Annotated in this window: 13 protein-coding genes; 2 read left to right on the top strand and 11 right to left on the bottom strand. The window is 71.3% G+C overall.

Annotation, left to right across the window (positions count from 1 at the left end; all coding sequences use genetic code 11):
* Window positions 1–13: 13 nt before the first annotated feature.
* Genes ACWDEN_RS39765 through ACWDEN_RS39750 form a run of 4 tightly spaced genes read right to left on the bottom strand, consistent with a single transcriptional unit; the run spans window position 14 to window position 3962 of the window.
* Window positions 14–1090 carry an ABC transporter ATP-binding protein gene (locus ACWDEN_RS39765; RefSeq protein WP_351609279.1) on the bottom strand — a complete coding sequence of 359 codons (1077 nt, stop codon included), beginning with the start codon at window positions 1088–1090 and terminating at the stop codon, window positions 14–16.
* 9 nt (window positions 1091–1099) lie between these two features.
* A complete protein-coding gene (locus ACWDEN_RS39760) occupies window positions 1100–1921 on the bottom strand; it encodes an ABC transporter permease (RefSeq protein ID WP_351609282.1) in 822 nt (273 codons plus the stop codon).
* Window positions 1906–2805, bottom strand: coding sequence for an ABC transporter permease (locus ACWDEN_RS39755; RefSeq protein ID WP_450862811.1), 900 nt, complete (start codon window positions 2803–2805; stop codon window positions 1906–1908). Before ACWDEN_RS39755 ends, ACWDEN_RS39760 begins: the two co-directional genes overlap by 16 nt.
* Window positions 2802–3962: an ABC transporter substrate-binding protein gene (locus tag ACWDEN_RS39750; RefSeq protein WP_351609288.1), complete on the bottom strand. Its 1161-nt coding sequence runs from the start codon at window positions 3960–3962 to the stop codon at window positions 2802–2804. Before ACWDEN_RS39750 ends, ACWDEN_RS39755 begins: the two co-directional genes overlap by 4 nt.
* Window positions 3963–4167: 205 nt before the next feature.
* Here ACWDEN_RS39750 and ACWDEN_RS39745 point away from each other — a divergent pair, with 205 nt between their 5' ends.
* Both ACWDEN_RS39745 and ACWDEN_RS39740 read left to right on the top strand, forming a co-directional pair.
* On the top strand, window positions 4168–4908 hold the full coding sequence (locus ACWDEN_RS39745) for a GntR family transcriptional regulator (RefSeq protein ID WP_351609291.1): 741 nt from the start codon (window positions 4168–4170) through the stop codon (window positions 4906–4908).
* Window positions 4909–4930: 22 nt separating this feature from the next.
* Window positions 4931–5383 carry a hypothetical protein gene (locus ACWDEN_RS39740; protein WP_450862808.1) on the top strand — a complete coding sequence of 151 codons (453 nt, stop codon included), beginning with the start codon at window positions 4931–4933 and terminating at the stop codon, window positions 5381–5383.
* Between the two features lie 94 nt (window positions 5384–5477).
* Here the strand turns inward: ACWDEN_RS39740 and ACWDEN_RS39735 are convergent, their stop codons facing one another.
* The 7 genes from ACWDEN_RS39735 to rpe all read right to left on the bottom strand — a co-directional run bounded on the left by ACWDEN_RS39735 (window position 5478) and on the right by rpe (window position 12515).
* Complete coding sequence (locus ACWDEN_RS39735; protein ID WP_351609297.1) at window positions 5478–5930, bottom strand: Lrp/AsnC family transcriptional regulator; 453 nt, start codon at window positions 5928–5930, stop codon at window positions 5478–5480.
* A gap of 27 nt (window positions 5931–5957) precedes the next feature.
* The gene (locus ACWDEN_RS39730) at window positions 5958–7445 is read right to left on the bottom strand and encodes an amino acid permease (RefSeq protein ID WP_351609299.1); all 1488 of its coding nucleotides are present in this window, start codon (window positions 7443–7445) and stop codon (window positions 5958–5960) included.
* 365 nt (window positions 7446–7810) lie between these two features.
* Complete coding sequence (locus ACWDEN_RS39725; protein ID WP_450862806.1) at window positions 7811–9253, bottom strand: GuaB1 family IMP dehydrogenase-related protein; 1443 nt, start codon at window positions 9251–9253, stop codon at window positions 7811–7813.
* Window positions 9254–9385: 132 nt separating this feature from the next.
* Window positions 9386–9700, bottom strand: a complete 315-nt coding sequence (locus tag ACWDEN_RS39720) for a barstar family protein (RefSeq protein WP_450862804.1) — start codon at window positions 9698–9700, stop codon at window positions 9386–9388.
* Window positions 9697–10092, bottom strand: a complete 396-nt coding sequence (locus ACWDEN_RS39715) for a ribonuclease (RefSeq protein ID WP_351609314.1) — start codon at window positions 10090–10092, stop codon at window positions 9697–9699. The genes ACWDEN_RS39720 and ACWDEN_RS39715 overlap by 4 nt, the downstream gene beginning before the upstream one ends.
* Before the next feature lie 602 nt (window positions 10093–10694).
* Window positions 10695–11738, bottom strand: coding sequence for a sugar-binding transcriptional regulator (locus ACWDEN_RS39710; RefSeq protein WP_069781990.1), 1044 nt, complete (start codon window positions 11736–11738; stop codon window positions 10695–10697).
* 90 nt (window positions 11739–11828) lie between these two features.
* Window positions 11829–12515: a ribulose-phosphate 3-epimerase gene (rpe, locus tag ACWDEN_RS39705; RefSeq protein ID WP_351620410.1), complete on the bottom strand. Its 687-nt coding sequence runs from the start codon at window positions 12513–12515 to the stop codon at window positions 11829–11831.
* Between the last annotated feature and the right edge of the window lie 22 nt (window positions 12516–12537).

The following is a 12537-nucleotide window of genomic DNA, read 5'->3' as shown; positions in this document are numbered from 1 at the left end:
TTCGGGAAATTCCTCACTTCTGGATACGTTCGGCCACGAGCACCGGCCGCTCGGGCAGCGACACGCCGACGGCGGTTCCGGCGCCGAGCCCGGTGGCCTCGTGGGCGGGCAGGTCGGCCTTGACCTCGGTGCCGTCGGCGAGCCGTACGGTGACCCGGACGACCGCGCCGAGGAAGGCGGTGGCGACGATGCGGGCGGTGCCCTGCTCGTCCGGACGCACCTGTACGGCCTCGGGCCGCACCAGCACGTCCACCTCGCCGTCGGGCACCTCGCCGTCGGCCGGCAGCCGCTGCCCGAGCACCTCGGCCGTGCCGTCCTTCAGCTCGCCCGGGATCCGGCTCATGGTGCCGACGAACTCGGCGACGAAGGCGGTGGCGGGACGGCCGTACAACTCGGCCGGTTCGGCGCACTGTTCGAGGCGGCCGGCGCGCATGACGGCGACCCGGTCGGCGACCGAGAGCGCCTCTTCCTGGTCGTGCGTCACGAACAGGGTGGTGATGCCGAGCTCCTGCTGGAGCCGGCGGATCTCCTCGCGCAGGGTGAGCCGCACCTTGGCGTCCAGCGCGGACAGCGGCTCGTCGAGCAGGAGCACGCGCGGGCGCAGGGCCAGGGCGCGGGCCAGCGCGATGCGCTGCTGCTGGCCGCCGGAGAGCTGGTGCGGGTAACGCTCGCCCTTGTCGGCGAGGCCGACCAGTTCCAGCAACTCCGCGGCCCGTGCGCGCCGTTCGGCCGTGCGGACGCCGCGCATGCGCAGTCCGAAGGCGACGTTGTCGACGGCGTTCAGGTGCGGGAAGAGGCTGTACGACTGGAATACCATGCCGGCGTCCCGGCGGTGGGCCGGGACGTGCGTGACGTCCTCGCCGTCCACCAGTACGGCGCCGGAGTCGGGGTGTTCGAAACCGGCGAGCATGCGCAGCGCGGTGGTCTTGCCGCAGCCGGAGGGGCCGAGCAGGGCCAGGAACTCCCCCGGGCGGACGGTCAGGTCGAGCCCGTCGAGGGCGACGGTGGCCCCGAACTCCCGTCGCAGTGAGCGGAATTCGACGGTGGCGGCCTTTTCGGCAACGGCCTTCTCAAGCGTGGTGGCGGTCATGGTGTGTGTTCATCCCCGGGAGTTGGCGGTTCGGTTGCGTCCGCCGCCGGCACCGGCGAGCGCGAGGAGCAGGGCCCAGGTGACGAGCAGGCTGAGCACGGAGACGGCGACGGACATCTGGGCCTGCTCGCCGCCGACGTTGTAGATCCACACGGCGAAGGGGGTGTAGCCGAGCAGATGGGAGACCGTGAACTCGCCGAGGACCAGGGCCAGGGTGAGGAAGGAGGCGTTCAGCAGGGCCCCGCGCAGATTGGGCAGGACGGCCCGGACGAGGGCCTTCGGCCAGGAGGCGCCACAGCTGCGGGCCGCCTCGACGAGGGTCCGCACGTCGATGGCGCGCAGGCCGGCGTCCAGGGCCCGGTAGACGAACGGCAGGGCCATCACGACGTAGGCGAGGACCAGCACGACGGGGAATCGGTCGTTCTGGATCACCACGAACGTCTCGAACAGCGGGGTCCGGGACAAATGCTCCGGCCCCCACTTGAGGACGGTGGCGATCCCGGCGACGAACGCGATGGGCGGCACCACCAGCGGCAGCGAGCACACCACCTCCACCACCGGCCGCAGCCGGGGCGAGCCGAGCCGGAGCGCGACCACGGCGGGCACCATCAGCAGCAGGACGACCGCGATGGTGGCGACCGCCAGCTCCAGCGAGAGCAGCAGGCTGGAGACGAAGCCGTCGGCGGAGAGGATCCTGGTGTAGGCGTCGAAGGTGAGGCCCTGGCCGGGCACGTCGACCGTGAAGATCGCGGAGGCGGCGAGCGGCACCAGGAAGTACAGGGCGGCGAGGCCGAGGACGACCCACCGCCAGAGGGTCAGGCGTCGAGCCATCGGGCACTCCGTCGCTGAAGGGGCAGGTACACGGCCATCACCAGGCCCGCCACCAGGACCATGTCGAGGCTGAGGGCGAGGGCGACGTTCTCCTGGCCGACCAGTACGTTGCCGGACAGGGCGTCGGCGATCTGCAGGGTGACCAGCGGGACCGCGCTGCCGACCATGGCGGCGGCGGTGGCGTAGGCGGCGAAGGCGCTGCCGAACAGCAGGACCAGGCCGCCGAGCAGCGAGGGCGCGAGCACGGGCAGGGCCACGTGCCGCCAGTACTGCGCACCGGTGGCGCCGTTGTTCAGGGCGGCCTCGCGCCACTGGGAGCGCAGGCCGTCCAGCGCCGGGGTGATGGTGAGGACCATGAGCGGGATGAGGAAGTACAGGTAGACCAGGATCAGGCCCCAGAAGCTGTAGAGGTCCCAGCCGGTGTCCTTCAGGCCCAGATGGACGGTGAGGACGCCCGCGTTGCCGAGGGTGGCGACGAAGGCGAAGGCCAGCGGGACACCGCCGAAGTTGGCGAGCACGCCGGAGGCGGTCAGCACGGCCTCGCGCAGCCAGCGGGAGCGGGAGCTGACCACGGCCTGGGCGAGCGGCAGCCCGAGCAGGGCGCCGAGCGCGGCGGAGATCGCGGACAGCTTGACGCTGCCGAGCAGGGCGGTGAGGAACGGGCCCTGCAGCGAGGCCGTCATGTTGGCGCCGGTGTAGTGGGTGGCGCCGGTGGTGGCGTCGTCGACCGAGAAGGCGCCGTTCGCGATGGCGACGGCGGGCAGGCCGAAGGCGATGGCGACGAAGACCAGCAGCGGTACGACCGCCAGCCAGCCGGGGGCGCGGCGCCGCCGCTTCGCCGAAGCGACGGGCGCCACGTCCGCGCGCGGGAGAGCGGCGGTCATCCGGAGACGGCCTTACCCCAGCCCTGGGCGATGACCGTCTTGGCCTTGCTCTGCTGGTCCTCGGTCGGGAAGGAGGGCGTGCCGGTGACCTTCGGCAGCTGGGCGGCGGCCGTCTTGTCGAGGGTGCCGGCCTTGTCCATGGTGGCCATCAGGGCCGGGCGGGCGTAGCCCTGGAGCCACAGGTTCTGGCCCTCGGTGCTGTAGAGGTACTCCTGCCACAGGCGGGCGGCCGCGGGGTGCGGGGCGTCCTTGTTGATGGCCTGGGAGTAGTACTGGGCGTACTGGCCGTCGCTCGGGATGACGACCTTCCAGTCGAGGCCCTTGGACTTGAACTCCTTGGCGTAGCCGGCGTTCAGGTAGTCCCAGTCGATGGAGAGGGGCGTCTCGCCCTTCTCGACGGTGGCCGGGGTGGACTCGACGGGCGTGTAGTTGCCGCTCTTCTTCAGCTTGGCGAAGAAGTCCAGGCCGGGCTGGATGCTGTCGAAGGAGCCGCCGTTCGCGAGGGCCGCCGCGTAGACGCCGCCGAAGGCGGAGCCGGACTTGGTGGGGTTGCCGTTGAGGGCGACCTGGCCCTTGTACTCGGGCTTGAGCAGGTCCTTGAAGCTGGTCGGGCACTCCTTGACGCGCTTGTCGTCGCAGCCGATGGAGATGTAGCCGCCGTAGTCGTTGTACCAGCGGGCCTGCGGGTCCTTCTGCGCCTCGGGGATGTCGGCGTAGGAGGCCACCTTGTAGGGCGCGAGCAGGCCCTGCTGGGCGGCGCTCAGGGCGAAGGAGGAGCCGAGGTCGAGGACGTCGGGGGCGCGGTCCTGGCCCTTGCGGGTGGTGACGGCGTTGATCTCGTCCTGGCTGGTGCCGTCGGGGCTCTCGTCCTGGATCTTGATGCCGTACTTCTTCTGGAAGCCGTCGATGATCGCGCCGTAGTTGGCCCAGTCGCGGGGCACCGCGATGATGTGCAGCGTGCCTTCCTTCTTGGCCGCCTTGACCAGGGCGTCCATGCCGCCGAAGTCGGCCGCGGAGGTGGCGGTGGCGGCGTTCTTGCCGTCCTTGGTGGTGGTCGACGCCTTGTCGGGGGCGGCGCCGCAGGCACTGAGCGCGAGCGCGGCGACGACGGCGAGGGAGCCGCCGAGGACGGCGTTTCTCGGCAGGGACACGGTCACGGTCTCTCCAGGGGGACGCATGAGGGTTGCGGAGAACTTGTCTGAACAAGTTGCGTCACAGTACGCCCGCTCGCGGTGTCCTGTCTGTAAACGGGAGCGAAACTTTGGCCCCTGGTTGGCTGCACAATCCAGACCGTTTCAGATCACGCTCAGGTCTCGATTAGGCTGGTCACGCTGTGCACAGTGACCCGAGCAGAGGGGAAGCATGACGGCGCGACACGAGGAGATCGCCGACGAGCTGCGGCGCGCGATCGACCGCGAGGAGTACACGGTCGGCAGCCGGCTGCCCTCGGAGTCGGAGCTCGCCGGGACATACGGCGTCTCGCGCGGCACGGTCCGCCAGGCCGTCGCGGCCCTGACCGCCGAGGGGCTCATCGGCTCCCGTCAGGGCGCCCGGCGCGTCGTGCTCGCCAGCCGCCGCAGCCAGAGCTTCGAGGAACTGCGCAGCTTCGCCCAGTGGGCCCGCGCGATGGGCCGCGAGGCCACGGGCAAGGTGGTGTCCCAGGAGTACCGCCCGGCGACGCACGAGGACGCCGTACGTCTCCAACTGCCCCTCGGCACACCGGTGTTGCACGTGCTGCGGGTGCGCGGCCTGGACGGCGAGCCGGTGCTGCTGGAGCGGACCGTGTACGCCGACTGGATATCCCCTGCGGTCGAGTCGATCGAGCCGGACTGTCCCTCGGTCACGCAACGGCTGTACGACACCACGGGGTTGGTCTTCGCCTACGGCGAGCACATCATCGACGCCGTCGCGGCGGGCGCACAGGACGCCGAGCTGCTGGGTGTCCGCCGTACGAGTCCGCTGCTGCGGGTGCGGCGGGTGACGACGACCCGCGAAGGGCGCCCGGTGGAGTGGTCGGACGACCGGTACCGCTCGGACGCGGTGAGCTTCAGTGTGCACAATTCCATCGGGAACAACGCCCTGGCCCGCAAGACCGCGGACTGAGGCCGGTGCGAAGGGGGAGCACATGACCTACGTCCGGACCGTGCCGCTGCCGTACGTGGACACGCACACGACCGTCGTCCCGGCGGGTGCGGACGTCGTCTGGCGGACGATCGGCGAGGTCATGGGCCGCTCCTTCGCGGGACGCGGCGGGGCCGCCTACACCCGGCTGGTCGGTGTCGCCGACCGGACCGCGTCCGGTCCGCGGCCGCTGTCCGTGGGCTCCACCGTCCGCGGTTTCCGCGTGACGGCGGCGGACCCGGAGCGGGAACTGACTCTCACCGGACGCCACCGCTTCTCGGCGTACACCCTGACCTTCCGCCTGACACCGGAAAGCCCGGGCCGCACGCGCGTGAGCGCGGAGACCCGGGCCGTGTTCCCCGGCCCGGCCGGGAGGCTGTACCGCTTGCTGGTGATCGGCACCGGCACCCACGCGGCGGTGATGCGCCGCATGCTGCGGGCGGTCGGCGCCCCGTAGGGGCGCGGGGAACTGCGCGACAAGCCATGGACCACCCGCACCCGGCATACGACAATGCGCCCCGGGCCGTGATCCGCCCTGTGCCGGATCCGCCCTATCCCGGCGCCCCGGAAGAGAACCGTCGCAGCAACGGGGACAGCACCAGCACCGACTTGGTCCGCTCCACGAACGGCTCCCCCGCGATCCGCTCCAGCACTCGCTCGAAGTGCCGCATGTCGGAAGCGAACACCTGGGCGATCGCGTCCGCGTCACCGGTGACGGTCGACGCGGCCACGACCTCCTGATAGCGCTCCAGACCGCGCTGGATGGTGTCCGGCGAGGTGTTGGGCCGGCAGTAGATCTCGATGTACCCCTCGGTCTCCCAGCCGAGCGCCGCCGGATCCACCCGCACGGTGAACCCGGTGATCGCTCCGGTGGCGCGCAGCCGGTCCACGCGCCGCTTCACCGCGGGCGCGGACAGGCCGACCATCTGCCCGATGTCCGCGTAGGAGCGGCGGGCGTCCTCGGCGAGGGCGTGCACGATGCGTTCGTCGAGCTCGTTCAGCACAGGGGGTGGTTCACTTCTTCGGTTCGGTCACTTCTCTGCCGTCACCGCGAGGTCGTCACCGGTCGCGAGACGGGAGCGGCGGTAGCCGTACACGAAGTAGAACACGAGCCCGACGGCCATCCAGACACCGAACACGATCCAGGTGACGGCCGACAGGCTGCCCATCATCCACACGCAGAACGCGAAGCCCAGCGCGGGCAGCACCGGCGACAGCGGCACCCGGAAGGTGCGGTGCATCGCCGGGCGGGTCCGGCGCAGCACCACGACGGCCACGTTGACCAGAGCGAAGGCGAACAGCGTGCCGATGCTGGTGGCGTCCGCGAGCTGGCCGAGCGGGATCGCGGCGGCGAGGACACCGCAGAACACCGACACGATGACCGTGTTGGCGCGCGGGGCGCCGGTCTTCGGGTGGACCCTGGCGAAGATCTTGGGCACCAGGCCGTCGCGGGACATGGCGAACAGGATGCGGGTCTGGCCGTAGAGCACGGTCAGGACGACACTCGCGATGGCGATGACCGCGCAGAACGCCAGCAGGGTGCCCCAGAAGCTCTGCCCGGTGACGTCCGTCATGATCTGCGCGAGCGCGGCCTCGGAGTCCTTGAACTTCCGCCACGGCCAGGCACCCACGGCCACGGCCGCGACGAGGACGTACAGCGCGGTCACGATGACCAGGGACAGCATGATCGCGCGGGGCAGGTCGCGCTGGGCGTCCTTGGCCTCCTCACCGGCGGTGGAGGCGGCGTCGAAGCCGATGTACGAGAAGAACAGCGTCGCACCGGCCGCGCTGACGCCCGCCATGCCGAGCGGCATGAAGTGGGAGTAGTTGCCGGACTTGAAGCCCATGAAGCCGATGGCGCAGAAGAGGATCAGCGCGGCGATCTTCACGGACACCATGACGGTGTTGGCCCGCGCGGACTCCTTGGCGCCGCCGAGCAGGAACACCATGCCGAGCAGGACGACGATCAGGGCGGGCAGGTTGAAGACACCGCCCTGGCCGGGCGGGGCCGACAGGACCGTCGGGATGGTCACGCCGATGGTGCCGTCCAGCAGCTCGTTCAGGTACTCGCCCCAGCCGACGGCCACGGCGGCCACCGAGACGCCGTACTCCAGGAGCAGGCACCAGCCGCAGACCCAGGCGATCAGTTCGCCCATCGTTGCGTATGCGTACGAGTACGAGGAGCCGGAGACCGGGATGGTGCCCGCCAGCTCGGCGTAGGACAGGGCGGAGAACAGCGCGGTGAGGCCGGCGATCACGAAGGACAGGGTGACCGCCGGGCCCGCCTTGGGGACGGCCTCGCCGAGGACGACGAAGATGCCGGTGCCGAGGGTGGCACCGATGCTGATCATGGTCAGCTGCCACAGGCCCAGGGAGCGCCGAAGCGAGCCCCCCTCGCCCTGGCCGCCCTCCGCGACCAGGCGTTCCACGGGCTTGCGCCGCATGAGGCGCGCGGCGAGGCCCTGGGTTGCGGGGGCGGTCGCTGTGCGGTCGTGCGGGGGTGCGCCTTGGTCGAGCACGCGCTGGCTCCTTAATCCTGCCGGTCATTGCGTCCGGGGAGCGGCGGAGCCCCGCGAGGGCAGGAACCCACCGAGCGGGGTCCCCGCCACGCCACGTACAGACGAGCACCCTATGAGGCGGGCCTTCACGGGCGTAATGCAGCAACCTTGCGCGTCCCCGGATGATCATTGCGTTGATCGCACCGGAATGACAAATCGTTGTGCGTGGGCTGCCGACCTTTGCGCAGCGCCCCTCATATGCGCCTTTGCCCCTACAAGTGAGTACCGGCCTTCCGAACCCGCGGAGGCGAAGCCTCCGGATATGCCGACGGCCCCCGCCCTCCCTGCGCGGGAAGGACGGGGGCCGTAGGGAAAGGTTTCGCCGGTCAGTTCCAGCTGGCGTGCAGCGGCTTGCCCTCGGCGTAGCCCGCGGCGCTCTGGATGCCGACGACGGCCTTCTCGGCGAACTCCTCCAGGGAGGCGGCACCGGCGTAGGTGCAGGAGGAGCGGACGCCCGCGATGATCGAGTCGATCAGGTCCTCGACGCCCGGGCGGGCCGGGTCGAGGAACATGCGGGAGGTCGAGATGCCCTCCTCGAACAGCCCCTTGCGGGCGCGGTCGTAGGCGGACTCCTCGGACGTGCGGTTGGCCACCGCACGCGCGGAGGCCATGCCGAAGGACTCCTTGTAGGCACGCCCGTTGGCGTCGTGCTGGAGGTCGCCCGGGGACTCGTAGGTCCCGGCGAACCAGGAGCCGATCATCACGTTGGACGCGCCGGCCGCGAGGGCCATGGCCACGTCGCGCGGGTGACGGACACCGCCGTCGGCCCACACGTGCTTGCCGTACTTCTTCGCCTCGGCGGCACACTCCAGGACGGCCGAGAACTGCGGCCGGCCCACACCGGTCATCATGCGGGTGGTGCACATGGCGCCCGGGCCCACACCGACCTTGACGATGTCCGCGCCGGCGTCGATCAGGTCCTTCACGCCCTCGGCGGAGACGATGTTGCCCGCGACGATCGGCACCTGCGGGTCGAGGGCGCGCACCAGCTTGATGGCGCTGATCATCGACTCCTGGTGGCCGTGCGCGGTGTCGATGACGAGCGTGTCCACGCCCGCGTCGAGCAGCTGCTTCGCCTTGCCCGCCACATCGCCGTTGATGCCGACTGCGGCGGCGATCCGCAGCTTGCCGTGCGCGTCGACGGCCGGCGTGTACAGGGTGGCGCGCAGGGCGCCCTTGCGGGTCAGGATGCCGGCCAGCTTGCCGTCCCTGTCGACGGCCGGGGCGTAGCGGCGGTTGGCCGCGTCCAGCCGGTTGAAGGCCTCGCGGGGGTCGATGTCCGCGTCGAGGAGCAGCAGGTCCTTGGACATGACCACTTCGAGCTGGGTGAAGCGGTCGACGCCGGTGAGGTCCGCGTCGGTGACGACGCCGACGGGCCGCTGCTCCTCGTCCACGACCACACCGGCGTTGTGCGCGCGCTTGGGCAGCAGCGCCAGCGCGTCGGCGACGGTCTGGTGCGGGGCCAGCACGATCGGCGTGTCGAGCACCAGGTGGCGGCTCTTCACCCAGGAGATGACGTCGGTGACGACGTCGATCGGGATGTCCTGCGGGATGACCACCAGACCGCCGCGGCGGGCCATCGTCTCGGCCATGCGGCGGCCGGCGATGGCGGTCATGTTGGCCACGACGAGCGGGATGGTGGTGCCCGTGCCGTCCGGCGCGGCGAGGTCCACGCCCTGACGCGAGCCCACCGCGGAGCGGCTCGGCACCATGAACACGTCGTCGTACGTCAGGTCGTACGCGGGCTGGATGTCATTGAGGAAACGCACGTGCTGCACATCCCAGTCGATCAGAGGTGACCCCCCGACGGGTGCGCCAGGGGGAAAGAGCACGTACCTCATTGTCCCATGTCGGCGCCGCTGTCATGCCCCCACGGAACATCCAGGGTGAGCGCCGATCACCTAGGAGGATCCTCCTAGGGCGAGGGCGACGGACAGGGCGGGTGTGTGGTCCGCGGCCTCGGCGAACACCTCCTGCGCGATCCGCCACTCCTCCGGGCGGGCCTCTGCGTACGGCCGCCAGTTCCGCACGACGATCAGCAGCCCCCTCTCGACCGCCTCCTCGGGCCACACGGTGTGGTCACCGAGGGAGTCGGCCAGGGCGTCCCAGTTACGGCCGAACCAGCCGGGCAGCGCCAGGGCACGTGCGGCACGGTCCATGAGACCGGCCTTCTCCGTGACCCCGTCGAGGTCCAGCGTGACCACGACCTCTGTCATCTCAGCACCGCCCGGAACGAGTTGTAGTGATCATCGGTGTAGTAGATCTCCCCGCCCTGACCCGTGACGATGCGCCGGGCCCCGCGATCGTTCGAGCCGGGCGTCCTGACCGTGTACTCGTGGTAGTAGCCGCGTTGGTGCCTCGGCAGCTGCCCCTCGAAGTTCCCGAAGACGACGCCGTCCTTGGCGTACGGGAACGGCCCGCCCTTGTCGATCAGCGCGAGCGTCCTGCGCGCCTCGGCCGGCAACTGGGACTCCCGGACGGTGCCCATGCCGTGCGCCCACGCCGGGCCGGACACACGCGTCCCGCCGCCGGAACCGGGACCCGAGCTCGCCCCGGACGCACATCCCGCCGACAGAACGGCGACGACGAAGGCCAGCAGCCCCACCAGAGCGCGAACCGCCGTGCGGGACCGCCCGCGGGCCGACGTGCGGGACTTGCGTGGCGTGCGGGACGACGCCGCGGGCCCTCCGGGCGTGCCGTCGGGCGTCGGCACGGGCTCCCCGGCCGTCTGGGGCACCGTCGATGACCGTGGCGTGTGGGACAGCGTTGAAGGCCGTCTGCGCGTGCGGGGCGGCGTCGGGGACGGTCCGGCGGTGTGGGGCGGCGCCGACGGCGGTCCGGCCGACCGGGACCGTGTCAGGGGCCCTCTGCGCATGTGGGGGACGAACCGCGGCGACATGCCGACGATGCTGCCACGGCCATCCCGCTCCGACGCTGCCGCGACCCGCCGCGGCACGCCCGGACGCGGCACGCGACGCCACGCCACGCCACGAGCAGCCGGTGCTCGCTCGTTCCGCACGAGAGGCGGGCGAGCCGGCGGCCGGCGATGCGCTGACGGACAGCGCCCGCCGGGTCCGCCCGCCGACGGCCACGACCGGCGCGCAGCGTGGTGCGACCCGCCCCGGGGACCCATCACGAGACCCGCACGCGGACCGCCGAGCCGCCCGGAGACCCCGCCGCGAGAACCCCCGCGCCCCGCTTGCGGAGCCTTCAGTGCCCGTCGGGGTCCGCGCGGCCGAGGGTCGGCTTCGGCGTCGGCCCGGCCGTCATCAGGTAGTCCGCGGCGGAGGTGTCCGTGACCAGGCTGGTGACCAGCCCGGATCGCAGCACCGCGTCGATCGCGGCCGCCTTGCGCTGACCGCCGGCGATCGCCACGACCTCCGGGATACGGCGCAGCTGGTCGGCCTTGACGGTGATGCACCGCTCCCCCAGGTCCCGCCCGATCCGGCGCCCCTCGGCGTCGAAGAGGTGCGCGGCCATCTCGGCGGCGACGCCGAGCGAGGCGTAGTGCGCCCGCTCCTCGTCGCTGAGCATGTCGTGCACGGTCGAGATGCCCGGCTCCCAGGAGCCGATGGAGACGCAGGCGACCGTGACCTTGTCGAAGTACTCGAAGGCTCGGGCGATCCCGGTCTGGTTGCGCAGCGCGGCCGCGGTGGCCGCGTCCGGCAGCAGCATCGGCGCGTAGATGGGGTGGGCGTCGCCGCCCGACACCTGGGCGGCGCGCCGCACGGCCTCGACCGAGCCACGCTCCGAGGTCCCGGCGTCGTACACCCCCGTCAGCTGCACCACCGTGCACGGCGGCAGCCGGTCCAGCGCCGCCGCCATGTGGATCGTGGACCGGCCCCAGGCCAGCCCGAGCACATCCCCCTCGTTGACCAGCTCGCCGAGCAGGTCGGCGGCCACTTCCCCCAGGTTCTCGGGGTCGGGGGTCTCCTCGGCCTCGGCCGGGGACTCGACCACGACAGCGTGCCTCAGGCCGTAGCGGGCGCGGAGCGCGTCGGAGCGCTCGGCGTCCAGCTCGGCCGGGACACGGATCTCGATGCGTACGAGATCCCGTTCGAGAGCGGTCTCCAGGACCCGGGCCACCTTGAAGCGGCTGACGCCGAACTCCTCCGCGATCTGGATCTTGGACTTGCCCTCGAGGTAGAAGCGGCGGGCCATGGCCGCCGCCTGCACCAGCTCAGCGGGTCCCATCCGCATGGCTGACCGGCCCGCCGACATACCCGACACGGCGATCTCCTCACTGCTGTTCACACTCTGGATTCGCCGTTCATCCTTGCAGATTCGGCGCGGCGGATCCGCCCTGAAGGGCGCCGTTCACTTAACCGTTCACGTACCTGTGGCTCAGTGGTCGCATGCCCAGGACGCCTTGGCGGTGGCCGACGCCGCCTGCGCGCGCAGGGCACGGACCGCCTCCTCGGGGTCCTTCGCCCCGTACACGGCCGAGCCGGCCACGAACACGTCCGCTCCCGCGTCCGCGCACCGCTCGATCGTCGAGGCCGAGACACCGCCGTCCACCTGGAGCCACAGCTGCAGGCCGTGCTTGCTGATCAGCTCACGGGTACGGCGGATCTTCGGCAGCATGATGTCGAGGAACGCCTGGCCGCCGAAGCCGGGCTCGACCGTCATGATCAGCAGCATGTCGAGTTCCGGCAGCAGGTCCTCGTACGGCTCGATCGGCGTCGCAGGCTTGAGCGCCATGGAGGCACGGGCCCCCTTGGCACGGATCTCCCGGGCGAGTCGCACCGGAGCGGCGGCCGCCTCCACGTGGAAGGTGACGGAGGAGGCGCCCGCCTCGACGTACTGGGGCGCCCAGCGGTCGGGGTCCTCGATCATCAGGTGGCAGTCCAGCGGGGTGTCCGTCGCTCGCGCCAGGGACTCCACGACCGGCACGCCGAGCGTGAGGTTCGGGACGAAGTGGTTGTCCATGACGTCGACGTGGAGCCAGTCGGCGCCTTGGACCGCCTTGGCCTCCTCCGCGAGGCGGGCGAAGTCGGCGGACAGGATGCTGGGGTTGATCTGCACGGCCATGCCCCAAGCCTGCCATGTCGCC

It is taken from the genome of Streptomyces sp. NPDC001153, from assembly GCF_053598315.1.
This window is presented reverse-complemented; position numbering and strand designations above follow the sequence as displayed.